Source organism: Mycobacterium angelicum (genome assembly GCF_002086155.1).
Taxonomy (GTDB): domain Bacteria; phylum Actinomycetota; class Actinomycetes; order Mycobacteriales; family Mycobacteriaceae; genus Mycobacterium; species Mycobacterium angelicum.
In genome coordinates this window covers 1-19,585 of record NZ_MVHE01000080.1, presented here as the reverse complement: position 1 = coordinate 19,585, position 19,585 = coordinate 1, and the positions used below count along the sequence as shown (strand labels likewise).

The 19,585-nt window shown below is 65.1% G+C and carries 20 protein-coding genes and 2 pseudogenes; 9 read left to right on the top strand and 13 right to left on the bottom strand.

What is annotated here, in order from left to right; all coding sequences use genetic code 11:
* Positions 1-233 (top strand): annotated as a pseudogene (locus BST12_RS32275) (DUF7159 family protein); the annotation flags it as partial.
* Between the two features lie 3 nt (positions 234-236).
* Here the strand turns inward: BST12_RS32275 and BST12_RS25755 are convergent.
* The 6 genes from BST12_RS25755 to BST12_RS25730 form a co-directional block, all read right to left on the bottom strand.
* Positions 237-932, bottom strand: coding sequence for a DUF4389 domain-containing protein (locus BST12_RS25755; RefSeq protein ID WP_083116061.1), 696 nt, complete (start codon positions 930-932; stop codon positions 237-239).
* A gap of 56 nt (positions 933-988) precedes the next feature.
* Complete coding sequence (locus BST12_RS25750; RefSeq protein ID WP_083116060.1) at positions 989-1,537, bottom strand: YceI family protein; 549 nt, start codon at positions 1,535-1,537, stop codon at positions 989-991.
* 29 nt (positions 1,538-1,566) lie between these two features.
* On the bottom strand, positions 1,567-2,580 hold the full coding sequence (locus BST12_RS25745; protein WP_083116059.1) for an alcohol dehydrogenase: 1,014 nt from the start codon (positions 2,578-2,580) through the stop codon (positions 1,567-1,569).
* A gap of 7 nt (positions 2,581-2,587) precedes the next feature.
* Positions 2,588-3,874 (bottom strand): cytochrome P450, encoded by a 1,287-nt coding sequence (locus BST12_RS25740; protein ID WP_083116058.1) that lies wholly within the window; start codon positions 3,872-3,874, stop codon positions 2,588-2,590.
* A gap of 308 nt (positions 3,875-4,182) precedes the next feature.
* Entirely contained in the window at positions 4,183-5,349 is a 1,167-nt protein-coding gene (locus BST12_RS25735; protein WP_083116057.1) for a TetR/AcrR family transcriptional regulator, read from the bottom strand.
* 139 nt (positions 5,350-5,488) lie between these two features.
* Entirely contained in the window at positions 5,489-8,428 is a 2,940-nt protein-coding gene (locus BST12_RS25730) for an AfsR/SARP family transcriptional regulator (RefSeq protein ID WP_083116056.1), read from the bottom strand.
* Positions 8,429-8,577: 149 nt separating this feature from the next.
* On the opposite strand from BST12_RS25730, the gene BST12_RS25725 reads away from it, so the two are divergent.
* The 3 genes from BST12_RS25725 (at position 8,578) to BST12_RS25715 (ending at position 9,572) form a co-directional block, all read left to right on the top strand.
* Positions 8,578-8,985, top strand: a complete 408-nt coding sequence (locus BST12_RS25725) for a hypothetical protein (protein WP_083116055.1) — start codon at positions 8,578-8,580, stop codon at positions 8,983-8,985.
* Positions 8,982-9,275, top strand: coding sequence for a hypothetical protein (locus tag BST12_RS25720; protein ID WP_083116054.1), 294 nt, complete (start codon positions 8,982-8,984; stop codon positions 9,273-9,275). Before BST12_RS25725 ends, BST12_RS25720 begins: the two co-directional genes overlap by 4 nt.
* 75 nt (positions 9,276-9,350) lie before the next feature.
* Positions 9,351-9,572, top strand: coding sequence for an Rv1893 family protein (locus BST12_RS25715; RefSeq protein ID WP_083116053.1), 222 nt, complete (start codon positions 9,351-9,353; stop codon positions 9,570-9,572).
* 21 nt (positions 9,573-9,593) lie between these two features.
* Here BST12_RS25715 and BST12_RS25710 read toward each other — a convergent pair whose 3' ends face one another.
* The 3 genes from BST12_RS25710 to BST12_RS25700 form a co-directional block, all read right to left on the bottom strand.
* The gene (locus BST12_RS25710) at positions 9,594-10,724 is read right to left on the bottom strand and encodes a nitronate monooxygenase (RefSeq protein WP_083116052.1); all 1,131 of its coding nucleotides are present in this window, start codon (positions 10,722-10,724) and stop codon (positions 9,594-9,596) included.
* A 90-nt stretch (positions 10,725-10,814) separates the two neighbouring features.
* Complete coding sequence (locus BST12_RS33705; RefSeq protein ID WP_083116051.1) at positions 10,815-11,228, bottom strand: hypothetical protein; 414 nt, start codon at positions 11,226-11,228, stop codon at positions 10,815-10,817.
* 271 nt (positions 11,229-11,499) lie between these two features.
* Positions 11,500-11,955, bottom strand: a complete 456-nt coding sequence (locus BST12_RS25700) for a hypothetical protein (protein WP_083116050.1) — start codon at positions 11,953-11,955, stop codon at positions 11,500-11,502.
* 114 nt (positions 11,956-12,069) lie between these two features.
* Here BST12_RS25700 and BST12_RS25695 point away from each other — a divergent pair, with 114 nt between their 5' ends.
* Positions 12,070-12,810, top strand: coding sequence for a glucose 1-dehydrogenase (locus BST12_RS25695; RefSeq protein ID WP_083116049.1), 741 nt, complete (start codon positions 12,070-12,072; stop codon positions 12,808-12,810).
* Positions 12,811-12,839: 29 nt separating this feature from the next.
* Here BST12_RS25695 and BST12_RS25690 read toward each other — a convergent pair whose 3' ends face one another.
* The gene (locus BST12_RS25690; RefSeq protein WP_083116048.1) at positions 12,840-13,610 is read right to left on the bottom strand and encodes a hypothetical protein; all 771 of its coding nucleotides are present in this window, start codon (positions 13,608-13,610) and stop codon (positions 12,840-12,842) included.
* A 127-nt stretch (positions 13,611-13,737) separates the two neighbouring features.
* Here BST12_RS25690 and BST12_RS25685 point away from each other — a divergent pair, with 127 nt between their 5' ends.
* A complete protein-coding gene (locus BST12_RS25685) occupies positions 13,738-15,669 on the top strand; it encodes a flavin-containing monooxygenase (protein WP_083116047.1) in 1,932 nt (643 codons plus the stop codon).
* 10 nt (positions 15,670-15,679) lie between these two features.
* Positions 15,680-16,705 (top strand): alcohol dehydrogenase catalytic domain-containing protein, encoded by a 1,026-nt coding sequence (locus BST12_RS25680; protein WP_083116046.1) that lies wholly within the window; start codon positions 15,680-15,682, stop codon positions 16,703-16,705.
* On the opposite strand, the gene BST12_RS25675 is transcribed toward BST12_RS25680, so the two are convergent.
* Positions 16,702-17,613: a class I SAM-dependent methyltransferase gene (locus BST12_RS25675; protein WP_083116062.1), complete on the bottom strand. Its 912-nt coding sequence runs from the start codon at positions 17,611-17,613 to the stop codon at positions 16,702-16,704. The genes BST12_RS25680 and BST12_RS25675 overlap by 4 nt on opposite strands.
* A 21-nt stretch (positions 17,614-17,634) precedes the next feature.
* Positions 17,635-18,066 (bottom strand): D-aminoacyl-tRNA deacylase, encoded by a 432-nt coding sequence (gene dtd / locus BST12_RS25670; RefSeq protein ID WP_083116045.1) that lies wholly within the window; start codon positions 18,064-18,066, stop codon positions 17,635-17,637.
* Positions 18,067-18,098: 32 nt separating this feature from the next.
* Between dtd and BST12_RS25665 the strand changes: the two genes are divergently transcribed.
* The gene (locus BST12_RS25665) at positions 18,099-18,404 is read left to right on the top strand and encodes an MTH1187 family thiamine-binding protein (protein WP_083116044.1); all 306 of its coding nucleotides are present in this window, start codon (positions 18,099-18,101) and stop codon (positions 18,402-18,404) included.
* Between the two features lie 97 nt (positions 18,405-18,501).
* Here BST12_RS25665 and BST12_RS25660 read toward each other — a convergent pair.
* Positions 18,502-18,742 (bottom strand): annotated as a pseudogene (locus BST12_RS25660) (macro domain-containing protein); the annotation flags it as partial.
* Between the two features lie 206 nt (positions 18,743-18,948).
* Here BST12_RS25660 and BST12_RS25655 point away from each other — a divergent pair.
* A partial coding sequence (locus BST12_RS25655; protein WP_139801932.1) for a PE family protein occupies positions 18,949-19,585 on the top strand: 637 nt, incomplete at its 3' end.

The window sequence follows — 19,585 nt, the reverse complement described above, 5'->3', positions numbered from 1 at the left end:
CGGCCGTCTCCCACCCCCAGGCGCAGGCCCCGGCACCAGCTCAGGCCCCAGCCCCGGCACAGCAGGAGCCCATCCGCCTGACGGCCGGCGAACAGCTCACCGAATCCGCGCCGGAGGATCAGCCCAGCGGCTTGGTCCCGCGCACGGATCCGACCAACGGCCTGATCTTGACCAGAGTGCTCGAGCACATCCCCGGCACCTACGGGGACACCGGGACCCGCCCGCCGGAGTAGATGTCACGGGTCGGTTTGGGCTGCCGGTGTGGGCTCAGGTTCGCGAGGCCCCATGTCGAGCCGAAACGGCGGATACTCGTCGCACAGCAGCGCGGCATAGGCGCGCACCCGGAAACCCCACCGATTGATTCCGAGCACCAGGTCATACAGACCGCGGGGATAGCGACCGGTGAATAACAGTCCCACCACCGCCGCGAGCACCAGCACCGCCAGCAATGACGGCAGCCGCAGGCCCACCCACTCGTGGCGGTGCACCATGAAAACCCGCCATCCGCCGGAGAAGAAGACGGCCAGAATCAGGTAGTGGGGAAGCACCAGTAGCCACCACTTGATCAGCACCAGGCCCCGATGCAGGCGCTGCGGATAGTCGACCGTCAAGTCGGCGGGATAATCGGCCTTCGGACGCAGACTGAACGGCGGGTATCGATCCGTCCCCAGCGCCGAGAACGCGTAAAAGCCGACGCGCCAACGCCAGCGCAGCACTCCGACATTGAACTCGAAAAGCGCCCGCGGATACCTGCCGGTGACCAGGATCGCAAAGAATGCGACCACCGTGATCACCACAGCCGCGACGTGCAGGAAAATCAGCACGAGGTAATGGGGCACCGCCAAAATCCACTTGACCAGCCACTGCCAGCGCGACAACCCGGGATCGAGATCACCGCGGACCCGGACCGGATAAAGCTCGGATTGCACCATCGGCGCTCCTTAACCAGCTATCTGCGTCTATTCAATTACGTGGCAACAGCATTGGATCAATTGTCCTTGACGTGAACCGCGGTGAAGGACACGTCCACATCGTCGGTGACCCGAAGGGACCCCATCATCAGCGAGTAGGGCTTGACACCGTAATCGGACTGCTTGACCGTTGATTGCGCCGTCATCCGCCAGGAGTCGCCGACATCATCTGTGCGCAAATCGATTACGTGCTCACGCGAGGCCGCACGGATATGCAGCGTTCCGGACAGGCGGTAACCGTCGGCCGCCTTGTCAATGGCCGCAGCGACGAAACGGATATCGGGATAGCGGCCCGCGTCGAGCGACCTCAGCGCATTTGCCCGAACCAGGCCCTTCTCGGGCCCGGATAAGCCTTTGATGCCGCCCTCGCCGCGTAGCACTTCCAGCGAATTCACCTCGACCGCAAGCTCTGCGGCGATCGGTTCTGCGCCCGCCCACCGCACCGTGGCGCGCCACCGGGTCATCGCAATCGTGAGCCGATGGCCCATGCTCGCGGCCCGGCCCGCAACACCGGTGTGTAGCAGCAACTCACCAGCTGTTGAATCCAGGGTCCATACGTCGCCCACGCAACGACCTTATTCGACCCCGGTCCGGGTCACACGGTGAGAACCGTGCGGTAGCGCGAGCGCGCGTGCTCCATGTCCGCGTACCCGTCGGCCGCCTCCGACAGCGGTCGCTGCTGGCTCCAGGCCCGCACCCCCGACAGGACCGCGAAATGCATCGTCTCCTCGACGTCGCGGGCGGTGCCGGAAGGGTGGCCGGTGACCGTGAGGCCCGGCCCGATCAGTTGCGCGGGGCTGATCGGCAGTGGTTCGGCGGTGACACCGACGACGATGAGTTCGCCGCGGGGCGCCAGCCCGCTCACCGTTTCTGCCATGGCTTGGGAATTGCCGGCAGTCGCCAATACGACGGCTGCTCCACCGAGTGCCTGCATGGCTGCTCCGACATCCTCATTGGTGGAGTCGATGTAGTGATGGGCACCGAGCTGGCGCGCGTCCTCGGCCTTGGCGGCACCGCGCGCAATCGCAATGGTCTCAAAGCCCATCGCGCGGGAGAATTGCACGGCCAGGTGCCCGAGACCGCCGACGCCCAGGACAGCGACCCGGTCGCCGGGCAGGGCAGCGGTGTGGCGCAGCGCGTTGTACGTCGTCACCCCCGCACAGCCCATCGGGGCGGCTTCGACGAAGGAAAGCTCGGACGGTATCCGCGCCAACGCGTTGGCCGGCACCGTCACCGATTCCGAATACCCGCCGGGGTAGTGCCAGCTCGGCACTCGCATGTTCGCGCAGTGAATGAAATCGCCCTTGCGGCACGGGATGCACTGGTTGCAGTGTCCGCCGAACCAGCCGATCGCCACTCGGTCGCCGACGGCGAAGCCGACGACACCGGCGCCGAGTTCGGCTATGGTGCCGGCGATTTCGTGCCCCAGGGTCAAGGGCCACGGGATGTCTGGAAAGCCGCCGTTGACGAAGGCACGGTCGGTGCCGCATACGCCACACGCCGAGACCGATACCCGCACCCAGTCGCGACCGGGTGCAGTGGTTTCGGCGTCAACGACCTCTAGCGATGCGCCCGGTGACTGGATTTGGGCAGCGCGGTGCGTGGCCATGGGTATCCTAGTGCGCCACAGGGCAATTGCCGCCCCCGTTGCTGTGGTAGTCCACCTGCCAGTGTTTGATTCCGTTGAGCCACCCCGAGCGCAGCCGCTCGGGCTTTCCCACCGATTCCAGATCGGGCATGGCGTCGGCGATCGCATTGAACATCAAGTCGATGGTCATCCGCGCCAGGTTGGCGCCAATGCAGTAGTGCGCGCCGGTACCGCCAAATCCCACGTGCGGGTTTGGGTTTCGCAGGATGTTGAAGGTAAATGGATCGTCGAACACTTCCTCGTCGAAATTGGCCGAGCGGTACACCATCACCACTCGTTGCCCCTTCTTGATCTGCACGCCGGACAATTCGTAGTCCTCTAACGCCGTGCGCTGGAACGAGGTGACCGGAGTGGCCCACCGGACGATCTCGTCGGCGGTGGTGGCCGGGCGCTCCCTCTTGTACAGCTCCCACTGATCGGGGAACTCGGTGAAGGCCATCATGCCCTGGGTGATGGAGTTGCGGGTGGTCTCGTTGCCCGCGACGGCCAACAGAATGACGAAGAAGCCGAATTCGTCCTCGGAGAGTTTGTGCCCGTCGATGTCGGCCTGGACCAGTTTGGTGACGATGTCTTCGCCGGGGTTTTTAGCCCGATCCGCCGCCATCTGCATGGCATACATGATCAGCTCGACCGAGGCGTTCATGGCGTCGTTGGTGGCGAACTCCGGATCTTGGTCACCCACCATTTCGTTGGACCAGTGGAATAGCTTCATCCGGTCCTCCTGCGGCACCCCGAGCAGGCCGGCGATGGCTTGTAGCGGCAGTTCGCACGACACCTGTTCAACGAAGTCGCCGGTGCCCTGGGCGGCGGCGATCTCGACGATGTGCCGCGCGCGCTCGTTGAGATCCTCGCGCAGGCGCTCGACGGCGCGGGGGGTGAAGCCCCGGGAGATGATCTTGCGCAGGTGGGTGTGCTGCGGGGCATCCATGTTGAGCAGGACGAACTTGCCCCGCTCGATCTGTTCGCCGACCGTGCCGTCTTTATACCTTGGCAAGGCCGTCTTCTGCAGGCTGGAGAAGACATCGCTGCGCAGCGAGATCTCTTTGACGTCCTTGTGCTTGGACACCACCCAAAAACCGCCGTCATCGAATCCGCCGACGCCGAGCGGCTGCTCGTTCCACCAGATCGGTGCGGTTCGGCGCATTTCGGCCAGCTCTTTTACTGGTAACCGCTCGGCATAGATATCTGGGTCGGTGAAATCGAACCCGGGAGGCAGATTGGGCGTCGGCGTGGTCTTGGATTCCGCGGCGGTCACAGGCCTACTCCTCGATACGGCGATGTCTCGTGGTTGTCTGGTGCCAATAATCCATTGCTACACCGAAGTTGGGAAGGATTGCGGCGACACCGATGAGTTTGGGCATGTCGGCGGTCTAGACCGGGAGAGCACCGCTTAGCGAAAAGGTGCTCGGACTCGTTGTGAGGTCCATGGGTCTGGCTGGGGTGCTCCAGGCCCGGGCGCACCGGAAGACTCCTCGACTGTGACCGGCAGCGGCGTCCTCATCTGTGCCTACCGGCCGGTCGGCCGGTCGGCTGGTTCGGCTGCGGTTCGGCTGGTTCGGCTACCTAGCCGGTGTTGACCCAGCCGGCGAGCACGACAGGCTCGCCGCGGTGCAGCGGCGACCAGCTCAGATCGGCGCTGAACCCGGGCTCCAACGGGGGCGGGCCGGCCTGCATCACTCCCCGGACGGCGGCACACAGGTATGCCCGCAAGAGGCTGTTGCTGTACCGGGTGCCTCTGGCGAGGATGCGCTTGGGAAGGTCGATCACGCACACTGAAATAAGGTCGAGCGCGTGAGCGTCGGTGCGGTCCCACATTCCCAGCGCTAGGCGCGTGATCGCCGCGCTGAATTGCTCGTCCACCTCGCGCAGCTGTGCGGTGATTGCGTCAGGTATCGCCAAGCCGAGCAACTCTTCTCGGCTGACGAGTAGCAGCAGCGCACCCGATTGGGGGTAGCGCGTGGGATACACAAGCGAGGTCTCCGCGGCGGCCAGCACCTCATCGAGCGGTGTGCCATCGGCGTGCGCCCGCTCGATCAACGAGGTCAGCAAACCGGCGAAGCGTCGCGCGGCACGCAGCCAAGTCTGACCGATCAGGCCTTCTCGCGACCCATACATTTGGTAGATCTCAGCCGTGCAAAGACCGGTGAGCCTGGCAACCGCGCGAATCGTCACGGCGTCGAGTCCGGCACGGCTGACAAGATTTTCAGTGACATCCAGTGCGACGTCGATAACCGGGTCCGCATCCCAGCGCTGAGAACTCGACATATGTTGACGCTCCTTCTTCCCAGCGATGCGGCCCGCCGCATCGCGCAGTTCGGCATGTCGGTGATGGACGCGAGTTACTGTGCCGGGCAAGCCATGCATAAAGCATGGATAATGCTGAAATGCGCAGGTCGACGCGCATTTGTGGGTCACGGATCGACCGGTGGCGGGCCGACCTCGACGATTCCCCGGATTGCGGCACGCCGCGAACACCTCGTCAAGTGGAGTGCCGCAGGCCTGCGCCTCGTCTACCAACGTGCTGAGCAGTCCGAGAAAGCGCCGCGCTGCGCGCAGCCAGGCTTGCCCGATCAGACACTCGCGGCAGCCATACATTTGGTAGATCGCGGCCATCGATGCGCCGGTTATCGCGGTGACCGCACGAAGCGTCAATGCCTCCAATCCACCTTGTCCCGCAAGGCTTTCCGCGGCATCCATCACCGAATCCGGATCGCACAGTTGGGTACCCATCGATCGACGCTCCTTCACAACCACGCGCCGCGTTCAGCTCGTTCACTGATGCGACCACAGTGCGCGATGAGCGTTCACAACTCTTTGACCAATTATTGAATGCCCTGGTCGGGAGGCTTACCAGGACGACCAGTCGTCGTCACACCACCGGAACGGCGGGGTGTTCGGCATACCGTTGCAGGCAGGAACGCGCGCGGGCGACGGTTGCCGCGGGGGCGAGCTTCGTTTCGCGGTACGTCACGAAAACCTCAGTGCCCAAACGATCGGCGAGGGCGCCCAATTGCTCGGGGCGCAGCGGCGGACGCTTTCCGGCGTCGACGACCATGCGGTGCAGAAACAGCGCGTCCTCCTCGGCTCCGAGCCGGGCCAGGAATCGGGTGATGTAACGCAGTGTGACCCACTGCTCGACCCAGTCGCCGACCCGCTCCCAGTGGTCGAGCACGTCGATGAACATGCGCGCCGCTTCCGCGGGATCGCCGTGCACGGCACGCGTGGCGGCGCCTTCCATCAACGCGATGCCGAACCACCAACGATTCTGCACATCCCCAGCCAATCGCGCTGCCTCGTCGAACAGGAAGAGCGCGCGCTCGGGTGCTGACTTCTTCAGCAGGTATCCCAGCGAAAAATAGGCCATCGACTGCGCCGTCGGGTTGCCCGTGCTGTCAGCGATCGCCACCGACTCCTCGGTGACGGCCAAGGCGGCATCGGGGTCACCCAGTGCAGCCTGACCGACCGCCAGCGCGGAAACCGACTGCACCAGACGGATTGGGTCGTCCTCGCGGCGGGCGCGCAGCGCCTCGCTATCCCAGTGCACCCAAGCGGCATAGGGGTCGTCGCTGAACAGGGCCATGTCGGCCTGCACGTCAGCGGGGTAGGCGATGCGCGCAGCGCCACGGTCTGGAATCCGCCCGTTGACCAGGTCAGCCAACGCACGCGCGCGCGACGGGTTCCCACCGTTCCATGCACCGCGGGCAGCCGTGCCTACCACGGCGACGAACAAAGGATGGGCAGGATCTGCCACAGCGATGAGGCGCTCGGCCCATTCTGCTACCTCGAAACCGATGCGCAGGCCGACAAGTTCGGCAACCGACGCAACCAGCCGCATACCCATTTCGAGCTCGTTGTCGGACATCGCCCGCTCGAACGCGACCCGCAGGTTGTCGTAATCAGGCAGCATCCGCTCGACCCAGTCACGCTCCTGTGCGGTGTGCAAACCGGCCCCGGTCTGCTCGGCGAGCTCGGTGAAGTAGAGCGCGTGGCGCTTGGCCAACTGGTTGTCAATCCCTTGCTCCCGCAGGCGTTCCCGACCGTAGGCACGCAGCGTTTCCAGAACGGAATAGCGCGTGCGGTCGGTGATATTGCGCACCACCACCATCGACTTGTCGACCAGACCGGCAAGCAGGTCGAGCGTGTCGTCCTCGCGCGACCCCTCAGGCCCGCAGACCGCGTGGGCCGAGTCGAGGTCGAAGGAACCCGCGAACACCGAAAGCCGGGCGAACAACGCCTGCTCGGGTTCGACCAACAGCCGATATGACCAATCGATCGTCGCGGCCAAGCTTTGCTGGCGGGCCGGCGCTCCGCGCACCGCACCCCGCAGAAAACCCAACCGGTCCAGCCGACGAACCACATCAGGGGCACTCATCACCCGCATCCGCGCGGCCGCCAACTCCACGCCCAACGGCAGACAATCAACCCGCCGGCAAATCTCAGCCACCGCATCGATGGGCTGCACATCGAAATTGAAGTCCGGCCGGCCGGCCTGGGCCCGATCGGCGAACAGCCGCGTCGCGTCGTGCACTGGCAGCGGCTCGATGACGACCATGTGTTCACCCTCGACACTGAGCGGCTGTCTGCTGGTCGCCAGCACCGAAACTCCCGGACACTGCTGCACGATCCGCTCCACCAGGTCAGCGGCCGCCTCCAGCACATGCTCGCAGTTGTCGACCACCAGCAGAACCTCACGGGACCGCAGATACTCGATCACCGACTCTTCGATATCCAGGCCGCGGTGCTGTTGCAGCCGAAAGGCCGCGGCCACAGTGTGTCCCACGGCGTCACCGCGCTCGACCGGCCCCAATTCGCACACCCACACGCCGTCGGCGAAGCGATCGTGTTCACGCCGCGCGACCTCGAAGGCCAGGCGTGTCTTGCCCACACCACCGACACCGGTCAGCGTCACCAGCGGCCCCATCCGCAACGCGGCAACGCTGCGCGCCAACTCGTCTTCATGGCCGACGAAGCTGGTAGTTCGGCGCAGCACTGCCAACTGGTGCTTATCGCCGGTGTGCACAGGCGCTGACCCGGCGTCGGCTGCGGGTCCGCCGCGCCGCACGGCCTGGTCGCTGTCGGCCTCGCCGGCGAGGATCCGTTGATGCACCTGGCTGAGCAACTGGCCGGGTTCGACGCCGAGTTGCTCGATCAGCCGCGTCCGCGTCTGGCGGTAGGTGTCCAGCGCATCAGCCTGCCGGCCACAGCGATACTGGGCCAGCATCAACTGGGCGGCCAACCGCTCGTCCAGCGGGTGCGTGGACATCCCCGCGATGAGGTCCGCGAGCAAATCGGCGTGGCGTCCGGCGCGCAGGGCAGCATCGTTGCGGTCCAGTTCGACTGCGAAGCGTTCGGCCTGTACGCCGCTGCGAACTTCGTTGACCCACGGGGTATCCAGGAACATAAACGGTTCACCGGACCACTCGGCGAGCGCGCGTTCGAACAATGCCGCGGCCTGCACCGGATCCGCGGTCGTGCGCGCTTGAGCTGCCAGATGCCGGAACCGATGCAGATCCACCGACCGCGCATCGGTGCTGAGCATGTATCCGGCCGGCCCACGCGAAATCACCACGCCCTCGGCGGCGGCAAGCAGGGTTCGCAGCCGAGACACGTAGCCCGCCAACGAGTTCCGCGCGCGCCGCGGCGGTCGATCCGACCACACCCGATCGACCAACTGCTCCGGCGAAACGGCATGGTTCACATCGATCAGCAACGCAACCAACACACAGCGGCGGCGCGCATGGCCGATGTCGAGCCGCTGCTCACCAACGCGCGCTTCGACGTCGCCGAGTAGGCGAAACTCGACCGTCATCGGGTACACCCTTCCCGCAAACGCGCAGCAAGACAGCATGTCCGGCAACGGCTAGTCGATGGATCCGGCAAAGACGATAATGGCCTTGTGGGCCATGCCACAATCGTTATGCTTTGGTGAAACTCGCCGGTGCCGTAGAGGGGTGGAACATGATTCGCGAAATGCTCGCAGCCGCAGCGGTCGCGGGGGCCGCAATCGCTGCAGCGCCCGTCGCCGGCGCCGACAACGGCCGCTGGCCGGGGGATGTACCGGGGATGAACTACGACGCCTCGCTCGGCGCCCCCTGCGACAACTACGAACGCTTCATCTTCGGGCGTGGCCCCAGCGGTCAGGCCGAGGCCTGCCATTTCCCGCCACCCAACCAATTCCCGGCGGCCGACACCGGCTACTGGGTCATCTCCTACCCCCTGTACGGCGTTCAGCAGATCGGTGCGCCGTGCCCGAAGCCGCAAGCAGCGGCCCAATCGCCGGCCGGCCTGCCGATGCTCTGCCTGGGAGCTCAGGGGTGGCAGGAGGGCTGGTTCACGGGGGCAGGATTCTTCCCGCCTGAGCCATGACGCGCGACCGCCAGCCTGCGGAATCACCGGTACCGCGGTGGTTGCGTTTCGTGCTGGCGTCTGACCGTGCCGGGTCGGCGTGGTACATCGGGGCCGGCTTCTTCTTCGCACCAGTGCTTGCCGTCCTCTCGCCATGGCCGGCGGTGACCACCGTGTTGTGGTGGGTCATAGGGCTGGCCGGACTTTGGCTCGGCCTGCTCGGAATCGCTATGGCCGCGGGCCTGGCGCGGGTACTGCGCTCTGGCGCGGAGATACCGGAAGACTACTGGCGAACCCTGGTCGACTACTGACCCGGCGACTCCGGTTGGACGGCTTCGCCGGGTCTACAGTCGTATCAAGCGTTCGCCAATGAATAGGAGACTCCGATGGGCTTCAATCCTAAAGATGCCGTCGACGCGGTCCGTGACATCGCGACCAATGCCGTGGAAAAGGCGTCGGACATCGTCGAAAACGCAAGCGACATCATCCGCGGCGACATCGCCGGCGGCGCCAGCGGCATCGTGCAAAACTCCATCGAGATCGGTACCCACGCGGTCGACCGGGTGAAAGAGGTGTTCACCGGCGGGGACGACGACGACCTCGACTGAGACGGGCTGGCCAGGGCCGCGTCAGACGGCCGCGGCGGCGTTGAGTTCGTCGAGCCGGGCGGTCGCCTCGAGGTACTCCTGCACCCAGCGCTCGATCACGGCAGACGTCTTCTCCACCTTGCTGAACTGACCGACCACCTGGCCGACGGGATTGAACGCGACGTCGACGGTCTCGTTCGGGTATTTGTTCGTCGCGCGCACCGCCATGCCGGAGACCATGTACTGCAGCGGCATACCCAGCGGCTTGGGGTTGTCGGGCTGCTCCCAGGCCTCGGTCCAGTCGTTGCGCAGCATGCGGGCCGGCTTGCCGGTGAACGAACGGCTACGCACGGTGTCACGGCTGCTCGCCTTCGCGTACGCGGCTTGCTGAACGGGGGTGTTCGAGGCTTCCTCGACCATCAGCCACTGTGAACCCGTCCACGCCCCCTGGGCACCGAGCGCCAGCGCCGCGGCGATCTGCTGGCCACTGCCGATACCGCCGGCCGCCAGCACCGGCACCGGGGCGACCTCCTTGACGACCTGGGGCCACAGCACGATCGAGCCGACCTCGCCGCAGTGCCCACCGGCCTCGCCGCCCTGGGCGATGATGATGTCGACGCCCGCGTCGGCATGCTTGCGGGCCTGTGACGGGGAGCCGCACAGGGCGGCGACTTTGCGCCCTTCGGCATGGATGTGCTTGATCATCTCGGCCGGTGGCGTGCCCAGCGCATTGGCGATCATCGTCACCTTGGGGTGCTGGAGTGCCACCTCGACCTGTGGGGTGGCGGTGGCCTCGGTCCAGCCGAGGAGCTGCAGGCTGTCGTGGGCGGCGTCTTCGACCGGAACGCCATGATCGGCAAGTATTTTGCGGGCGAACTCGAGATGTTCCGGCGGCACCATCGACTGCAGCGTCTTGGTCAGCTCCTCGGCCGACAGGTGCGAGTCCATGCCTTCGTATTTGTTCGGGATGACGATGTCGACCCCGTACGGGTGGTCACCGATGTTCTCGTCGATCCACTTGAGTTCGATTTCCAGCTGCTCGGGGGTGAAGCCAACGGCACCGAGCACGCCGAAACCGCCGGCTTTGCTCACAGCGACGACTACATCGCGGCAGTGGGTAAAAGCGAAGATGGGAAACTCAATACCTAACGTGGAACAGATAGGTGTGTGCATAATGGGCTCTCCTGTCAGAGTTTGCTAAGGGGGTTGCAGTCGGGGTGCGTACGGTGGCCACCAGTTGTGCCGGTTCGCGCACCGTGTACGTCAATCAGCGACGGGGTCATGGGGCGGGAAACGCCAAATCATCTCGCCCTCGTCGGTCAGCTGTGTGTGCTCGTTCACGCGAATAATCAAGTCGCCGTCCTTCTGCTCCCGTGGGACCAAGCTCAAGCCTCCGCTCTCGCTAACTCCGTTCTTCGGGTCATACTCCACAACCGCGCGTTCGTCGCGCAGTGTCTGGTAGAACTTCGTCAGATCTCGGAGCGTGTCGTTGGACATACCTCGGCCGCCGGTGGCGACGTACTCGCCATGGTCGAGGAGCCGGAGGTACAGCGGGGCGGGACACGAGGTGTCCGGAATCTGAAATGGCCAGTTTCGGATAACGATGTCCCTCGGGGTTGAGCCGCCCCCATAAGTTTGCTGAAGCCACTTCGCGAACTGAGGTGTGTCTTCAAACACTCCCTAGCTCCCGTCTGGTCGAATCCTGGTGCTTCTGGTCCCGGCTGCGGATCAACCCTCGGTCCCCATTTCCACAATGCTAAGAATCGGGAACTCGATACCGAGTTGATCGCATATGGCGGTGTGCATGCCTGCTCCTGGGAAGCTAAAACCGATGCTACGAGACTAAGCAAATTGAAACGTGTTCTAGTTTAGTACGGACGACGCCGCCGTGGCCAGCCAGGTGTTGCGCGTGACGACTACGACCCATCATCACTGCGGCCCCTAATGGTCAAAGCGGCAGGCTATGAGCGATCCACAGCACCAGGAATCCCAGCATGCAAGCGGCACAGAAGACGTGATCCCGGTACACAGACCGGGCCAGGCGGCTCTGCTCGGGCGCAGTGTCGGTGCGGTTTCCCAGCCGAACCGCGCTGGGGACGGTGTGCGTGAGCGCCAGCAGGACCGGGAGACCCGCCAGACCGGCCGACGTCAGCAGCAACCAGGCCGGGTCATGGCCGTTAGCCGTCCGAATCCCTAACGCGCCCAACAGGATAACCATGACTACCGCAATCAGTCGGCCCATCGGGCGCGACGTGGTCGTGGCGCGGTGGTAGTAGGCCGCGATGGAGGCGAGCACCGCTTCGGGCAGTTCGGGACCGTGCTTGCGCACCTGAACGTCGAAGATCAGGTCCATCCACAAGACGGCGAGCAGGAATCCGCCGCATGCGGTGAGGAGCGAAGCCACGATGCGTATTCACCTCCGGTGGGCGCGGGTTACCGGCGCAACCGCCCGATACGTGCCGGGGCCGAACCGGCTAATTAGAACAGGTTCTAGCAGCCTGCGGTAGCCTGGCCGGTCATGGGACGAGTGGACACGAAAGTTGCACTGATCAGCGGCGCCGCCCGGGGCATGGGGGAGTCACACGCGCGGTTGCTGGTCGCCGAAGGCGCCAAAGTCGTCATCGGCGACATCCTCGACGACGAAGGTCAGGCACTGGCCGACGAACTGGGCGACGCGGCGCGCTACGTGCATCTCGACGTGACGCAGCCCGAGCAATGGACGACAGCGGCAGCCGCGGCGGTGCGGGAATTCGGGACGCTCAACGTCCTGGTCAACAACGCCGGGATCATGAACTACGGTCCGCTCAAGACTTTCGACCTGGCCAAGTGGCAGCAGATCCTGGACGTCAACGTCACCGGCACGCTGTTGGGCATCCAGGCTGTCGTGGATCCGATGATCGCCGCCGGCGGCGGTTCCATCATCAACATCTCGTCCATCGAGGGGTTGCGGGGCGCAGCATGGGTGCACGGATACGTGACATCTAAGTGGGCGGTTCGCGGGCTGACCAAATCGGCGGCACTGGAGTTGTCGCCCAACAACATCCGCGTGAATTCCATTCATCCGGGCTTCATCCGCACCCCGATGACCGCGAAGCTTCCGCAGGACCTGCTCAACATCCCGCTGGGACGGCCGGGGGAGCCACAGGAAGTGTCGATGTTCGTACTGTTTCTCGCCAGCGACGAATCCTCGTATGCGACCGCGGCCGAGTTCGTAATGGACGGCGGCCTGGTGGCCGACGTCTCACACAAGTCGCTATAGCTGTTGGAACAGCTTGTGCTACAACACGTTTAAGCGTTGTTGCGCAGGCGACCCCGTACCGTGCGGACGGCGACCACAGCGATACCGACCACTAGCGCGATGAACAGCGATTGCACTGCGCCGATTGCAAGGCTGTTCACGTCGTAGGCGTCGGCGCCGCTGACACATTGGAAGCTCACGCTGGTTCCCGACTGGCCGGGCTTGTAGCTGTAGTGAGAGGTGTTGTACGCCAACTCATATGGGCGGCGACAGACGATCGGGCTCATCCACAGCGCGCTCGACGGGAACACCGCCGTCAACGCCGCCGCACCGCCGACACACACGCCTAGCAGCCCGCCGACCATTCCGATGATCGCCCCGATACGATCGGCGCCCTTCGACTTACGTCGCGGGCCTTGCTGAGCGAAGCCGGCCTGACCACCGAATGCGGCCGGCCCGTTCCCCGGATAGACGACCGAGTGACTCGTTTTGATGGTCACGTTCGCGTGCTGCAGCGCATCCTCGAGCTTCGCTTGCGACATGCCCGCGTCCGCCGCAGCGCGCTGCAATGCCTGCCGGAGCTGATCCATCTCCGGCCCCGACGGCCCCTCGGGTCCAGCCGCACCGCCGGTTCGCAAGCCTTCCAGCAACGACTGCGCATACCGGCGAGCGTGCTCGTCGTCGCCACCGTACCCGGGTTCGTCCTGGCCGGCGGCCGCCCTTGCTTCGGCCAGCTGACGCTCCAGCTCCGCGATGCGCCGCTGGTTGGCCAACTGGCGCTCCAGCTCCGCGATGCGCCGCTCGGGGTCATCCTCGTTCATGAGCAGATGGTCCCACGCCAACCCGTTCGCCGACTCTTGATCGACGAAGGCACCGCGGGTAGCGTATTGCTCGCAATTACGACACCGCGGGTAGCGTAATTGTAGTTCACTCGAAAGGATCGGCTCGATGCGCAGCCTGTACGCCGGCCTGCCCTTCACCACGCCCGCCGCCGAGATCGAGGACGCGCTGCGGGACGTAAGCATCCCGACGCTGCTGCTTTCGCTGGTGCACATCACCGGCGACGCTCGTTACATCCGCGACTTCAAGCAGATGGGCGTCTTCCTCAACGAAATTCAGGGTTTCATGTCCGAGGAGGACAAGGCTCGCGCACGTGCTGCGGCCTTACCGGTGATCACCGAATATCGCGATCGCGGCTGTCCGGAGCCGGCGCCGCTGCGGCCGGAGCTGGTCCGGGAAATGCTGGATTGGGCTGCCTGCGAGCAGGTTCCCGACGACTATGTACCACTGCTGCTGGAAGAAATCGATCTCGAGGGCGCCGATCCGCGCCGCCCGGCGCCCGTGCCGAAGGAGCCCGCCGCACGCCTGCCGGTTCTCGTCATCGGATGTGGCGAGTCCGGGATCCTAGCCGGAATCCGGCTCAGCCAAGCCGACATTCCGTTCAACATCGTGGAAAAGAACCCCGGCCCCGGCGGAACCTGGTGGGAGAACAGCTATCCCGGTGCCCGTGTCGACGTGGCGAACCATTTCTATTGCTACAGCTTCGAACCCAACAACGACTGGACACACTTCTTCGCCGAGCAGTCCGAGTTGCGGGACTACTTCACCAAGGTGATGAACAAACATGCGCTGGCTGAGCACGTGCGGTGGAACACCGAGGTGTTGTCCGCGGAGTGGGACGATCACCCGGGCATCTGGAACGTGTCGGTTCGCGAGGCCGGCGGCCGGATCAGCACGCTGCAAGCGCGGGCCGTCATCACCGCCGTAGGACAGTTGAACCGGCCCTACATCCCGGATTTCGAGGGCGCCGGCACCTTCGCCGGACCGGCGTTTCACTCCGCCGCCTGGAACCATTCGGTTGACCCGACCGGCAAGCGGGTCGCGCTGATCGGCGCCGGCGCCAGCGGTTTCCAGATCGCGCCCGCCATCGCAGGAATTGTCAAGCACCTCAGCGTGTTCCAGCGCACCGCACAGTGGATGTTTCCCAACGCGATGTATCACGACCGAGTCGGCGACGGCATGCGCTGGGCGATGCGCCATCTCCCGTTCTACGCGCGGTGGTATCGCTTCCTGGTGCTGTGGCCGGGCTCCGACAAGGGCCTCGACGCCGCGCGCAGCGACCCCGACTACGCCGACCAGGACTACGCCGTCAGCGATATCAACGCCGCCGCCCGAATGATGTTCTCCCAGTGGATCACCAGCCAGGTGGGTGAGCGTGACGATCTGCTGGCCGAGGTGATGCCCGACTATCCCGCCACCGGCAAGCGCACCCTGCAGGACAACGGCAGCTGGCTGCAAACGCTGCAACGGGAGAACGTGGAACTGATTCGCGCTCCCATTCAGCGAATCACGCCCCATGGCATCGTCACCCAGGACGGCACGACGCACGACGCCGACGTCATCGTCTACGCCACCGGCTTTCGTCATACCGATGTCTTGTGGCCGCTGAAGATCCTGGGCCGCAATGGAATAGATCTGCACACCATGTGGGGTAACCGCCCCTACGCCTACCTCGGCATCACAGTTCCAGAGTTCCCGAACCTGTTCCTCATCTACGGGCCGGGGACGCACCTGGCCCACGGAGGCAGCCTCATCTTTCAGTCCGAGCTGCAAATGCGCTACATCGACCAGTGCCTCAAACAGCTTGCCGAGCAGAATCTGCATTCGCTGGAACCGAAGCCAGGCGCCGCCGCCGAGTGGCATCGGCGGACCCAGGCCGAAATCAAGAAGATGGTCTGGTCCCACCCGGCCGTCAAACATTCCTATTTCAAGAACGCCGACGGCGAGATCCACACCGTCAGCCCGTGGCGCCTCGACGAGTACTGGGCCGCGGTGCGCGAGCCCGATTGGTCCCAATTCGTTCTGCGACAAGGAAAGTGAGCACGCCAGCATGCGCACGGTAGTCATCGACGGGCCCGGCAACATCCAGGTCGTGACCCGGCCGGATCCGGCGCTCACCGGGCCCGACGGAGCGATCATCGCCGTCACGGCGGCCGGCATCTGCGGATCCGACCTGCATTTCTACGAAGGCGAATATCCGTTCGCCGAGTCGGTGGCGCTCGGCCATGAAGCGATCGGCACCGTTGTGGAGACCGGACCACAGGTGCGCAGCGTGCAAGTCGGGGACCTGGTGATGGTGTCGTCGGTGGCCGGCTGCGGCGCCTGCCCGGGGTGTGCGACCCGCGATCCGGTCATGTGTTTCTCCGGTCTGCAGATCTTCGGTTCCGGCGCCTTGGGCGGCGCCCAGGCCGATCTGCTCGCCGTACCCGCCGCCGACTTCCAGCTGCTCAAGATTCCCGACGGCATCACCGGCGAGCAGGCGCTGCTGCTGACCGACAATTTGGCCACCGGCTGGGCCGCAGCCCAGCGGGCCGACATTCCGTTCGGCGGCACGGTGGCGGTATTCGGCCTCGGAGCGGTGGGGCTGTGCGCGCTGCGCAGTGCGTTCATGCAAGGCGCCGCAACGGTTTTCGCTGTCGATCGGGTCGCGGGCCGCCTGCAGCGTGCGGCCGAATGGGGCGCCACACCGGTCGAGGCACCCGCAGCAGAGGCGATCCTGGCCGCGACGGGCGGCCGCGGCGCCGACTCGCTCATCGATGCGGTCGCGACCGATGCATCACTGACCGACGCGCTCAACGCGGTGCGGCCCGGTGGCACCGTCTCGGTTGTCGGGGTACACGACCTGCAACCGTTTCCACTTCCCGCCCTGGCTTGCTTGATCCGCAGCATCACGCTGCGTCTGACCACGGCGCCGGTACAGCGCACCTGGCCGGAGTTGATCCCGCTGCTGCAGTCGGGCCGGCTCGATGTCGAGGGCATCTTCACCACGACACTGCCGTTGGACGAAGCGGCCAAGGGTTATGCGACGGCGGGGTCGCGGACCGGCAAGGATGTGAAGATCCTGCTGAAGCCCTAGTACTTGGTTGCCGCTATGTACTGCGAGCGCATGAATCCGTCGAGCTTCACGTCTATGTCCGGCGGAGTCATTCCGTAGCCGGCTTGCAGCGCAAGGGTGTTCTGGACCGGCTCGACCGCCCAGCCGTGCGCGGCCAGCCAAGCGGCGGGGTCGGCTTTGTTGTCGTAGGTCAGCGCCGAAAAGTCCACGCTGCCCGACATATCGACGCCGGGGTGGCTGGCTTCCAGCGCGGTCAGCTGCTCGTGGTCCAGACGCGACCCCAGTGCTCCGATGGCAAGCCGGCTCCCGGGCGCAGATAGCTCGTCGATGCGGGTGAACAGTGCGTGCTGAGCATCGTCGGTGAGGTAGGGCAATATGCCCTCCACCGACCAGGCGCTGGGTTGCTGCGGATCAAAACCGGCCACTTTCAACGGCGCCGGCCAGTCGGTACGCAGATCCGCTGCCACCTCGATTCGGGTGGCTGCCGGCTCGGCGCCGTGCTCGCGCAGCACATGGGCTTTGAACTCAAGTACTTTCGGTAGGTCGACTTCGAAAACCGTTGTTCCCGAAGGCCATTCCAGACGATACGCCCGCGAATCCAGACCCGCCGCGACGATCACCGCCTGCCGCACCCCAGCGTCGCCTGCGGCTGTGAAGAAGTCATCGAAGAAGCGGGTTTGCACGCCGTAGAGCCGCGGGAACGTGGTCTCATCCGCCGAGGTGCCCGGATTGGCCAGCAGACCGGTGAGATACGGATCGGCCGAAGCGGTGATGAAATGCTGCGCGTATTCGTCGCGAACCAGCGGTCGCGGGCTCAGCGCGTGCACTGCCCGCCAGCCGGCCACCAGCAGCGCGGTGTAGCCCACGCTGCTGACAATGTCCCACTGATCGTCGTCGGAGCGCAGCGAGCCGAATTCAGGTGTCGTCATCATGGCCAACGTACCCGCCACTCAGAGCTCCAGCATGACGGTCACCGGTCCGTCGTTGACCAGTTCGACCTCCATATGCGCGCCGAACACCCCGGCCTCCACGTGTGCGCCGAGACGCCGCAGCGCAGCTGCGAACGTCGCCACCAAGGGCTCAGCGACCGCGCCGGGGGCCGCGGCATTCCATGACGGTCGGCGGCCTTTGGCCGTGTCGGCGTACAGCGTGAACTGGCTGACGACCAATATCGGCGCATTGACGTCGGACGCCGACTTCTCCTGGGCGAGAATACGCAGATTCCAAAGCTTTTCGGCCAGTCGCTGCGCCTGGTCCGGACCATCGCTGTGGGTGACGCCCACGAAAGCGAGCAGACCCTGTCGGTCGGGCCGGATGGCACCCACCACTCGGCCCTCCACCGACACCGCTGCAGAGGAGACCCGTTGCACCATAACTCGCATGGGCCTCGATGCTGCCATGCGACAGTAGACGAATGTCTGTGCTGGTCGCGTTTTCGGTTACCCCGTTGGGTGTGGGCGAGGGTGTCGGCGAGATCGTTGCCGACGCGGTGCGGGTGGTCCGCGATTCCGGTCTGCCCAATAAAACCGATTCCATGTTCACCGTGATCGAAGGCGACACCTGGGAAGAAGTCATGGCCGTCGTGCAGCGCGCGGTGGCAGCCGTGGCCGCCCGCGCACCCCGCGTCAGCGCCGTGATCAAGGCGGACTGGCGAAGTGGTGCTACCGACGCGATGACGCAGAAAGTCGCTTCGGTCGAACGCTATTTGTCGCCGGGTTAGGCCTGTAGCGCGGCGGTGAACGCTCGCTCGGCATCGTCGCGTGGACCGCGAACACCACGGATTCAACGAATGCCACCAAAGCCAGTGGAATTCGAGCCCCCAGCTCCATTGTCGCCGGGTGGATTGCATAACGTGCCGGCGATTTGCCAGCTGTGGTTTCGACCGCCTCACCGAGCCCGATAGACGCCTCGTCCTGCGATTCGCGCGGCGCTCGCGCCGACGCGGGAGATGGCCGCCGCAGCGCCGCCACCATGCAGAAGTTGGGCATTGGCTGCGTTGCTGGTTGCGTCCACCTTGAGCTTGGTCGCGTCGGCCGCCAGTGCCACAAACTCACTCATCGCCCCATAATCGCGCAACGCTTCGTGGTCCGAGCACCGTGGATAGAGATTTATTTATTGCGCTCAACTAATTTGCTAATTTCTATTTGCCGAAGCGCGGCGGGAATTTTAACCAAAAGCCGAAATCCTGGTGCCGGAATTGTGATACTTATTGCCTTCTTCATATTCAGCGACGGGCCATCGGGCGGCCTGCTGGGAGGACCACCATGTCGTATGTGATCGCGGCAACGGACATGTTGACGACGGGAGCGGCGAACGTAGCCGGCATCGGGTCGTCACTGAGTACGGCCAATGCGGCCGCGGCTAGATCGACCACCGCGGTGCTGGCTGCCGCCGAGGATGAGGTGTCGGCGGCGATCGCGGCGCTGTTCTCCGGGCACGCCCAGCAGTACCAAGCCCTGAGCACTCAGGCGGCGGCATTTCACACGCAGTTCGTCCAGGCCTTGACCGGGGCCGGAAGCGCATACGCCGCTGCTGAGGCGGCCAGCGTCAACCCATTGCAGACCCTCGTCGATGACGTGCTGGCTGTGATCAACGCGCCCACGAATCTGTTGTTGGGGCGTCCGCTCATCGGTGACGGCACGAACGGAGCACCCGGGACGGGGGCACCCGGCGGACCTGGCGGAATTTTGTGGGGCAACGGCGGCGCCGGCGGGTCCGGCGCCGCCGGGATGGCCGGCGGCCGCGGCGGCGACGCCGGGCTGTGGGGCAATGGCGGTGCGGGAGGCGCCGGCGGGACCGGCACAACGGGCGCGGCCGGCACTCCGGGGAGCAGCTCCGCAGCTGCTGGCAATGGTGGCGCCGGCGGGGGCGGCGGACTGCTTTTCGGCCTCCCGGGGACTG

Coding starts and splice junctions, on each gene's coding strand:
- BST12_RS25755 (WP_083116061.1), bottom strand. CDS start 932: ATGGTGCAATCCGAGCTTTATCCGGTCCGGGTCCGCGGTGATCTCGAT.
- BST12_RS25745 (WP_083116059.1), bottom strand. CDS start 2,580: ATGGCCACGCACCGCGCTGCCCAAATCCAGTCACCGGGCGCATCGCTA.
- BST12_RS25735 (WP_083116057.1), bottom strand. CDS start 5,349: ATGGGTACCCAACTGTGCGATCCGGATTCGGTGATGGATGCCGCGGAA.
- BST12_RS25730 (WP_083116056.1), bottom strand. CDS start 8,428: ATGACGGTCGAGTTTCGCCTACTCGGCGACGTCGAAGCGCGCGTTGGT.
- BST12_RS25725 (WP_083116055.1), top strand. CDS start 8,578: ATGATTCGCGAAATGCTCGCAGCCGCAGCGGTCGCGGGGGCCGCAATC.
- BST12_RS25720 (WP_083116054.1), top strand. CDS start 8,982: ATGACGCGCGACCGCCAGCCTGCGGAATCACCGGTACCGCGGTGGTTG.
- BST12_RS25715 (WP_083116053.1), top strand. CDS start 9,351: ATGGGCTTCAATCCTAAAGATGCCGTCGACGCGGTCCGTGACATCGCG.
- BST12_RS25710 (WP_083116052.1), bottom strand. CDS start 10,724: ATGCACACACCTATCTGTTCCACGTTAGGTATTGAGTTTCCCATCTTC.
- BST12_RS25695 (WP_083116049.1), top strand. CDS start 12,070: ATGGGACGAGTGGACACGAAAGTTGCACTGATCAGCGGCGCCGCCCGG.
- BST12_RS25690 (WP_083116048.1), bottom strand. CDS start 13,610: ATGAACGAGGATGACCCCGAGCGGCGCATCGCGGAGCTGGAGCGCCAG.
- BST12_RS25685 (WP_083116047.1), top strand. CDS start 13,738: ATGCGCAGCCTGTACGCCGGCCTGCCCTTCACCACGCCCGCCGCCGAG.
- BST12_RS25680 (WP_083116046.1), top strand. CDS start 15,680: ATGCGCACGGTAGTCATCGACGGGCCCGGCAACATCCAGGTCGTGACC.
- BST12_RS25675 (WP_083116062.1), bottom strand. CDS start 17,613: ATGACGACACCTGAATTCGGCTCGCTGCGCTCCGACGACGATCAGTGG.
- dtd (WP_083116045.1), bottom strand. CDS start 18,066: ATGCGAGTTATGGTGCAACGGGTCTCCTCTGCAGCGGTGTCGGTGGAG.
- BST12_RS25665 (WP_083116044.1), top strand. CDS start 18,099: ATGTCTGTGCTGGTCGCGTTTTCGGTTACCCCGTTGGGTGTGGGCGAG.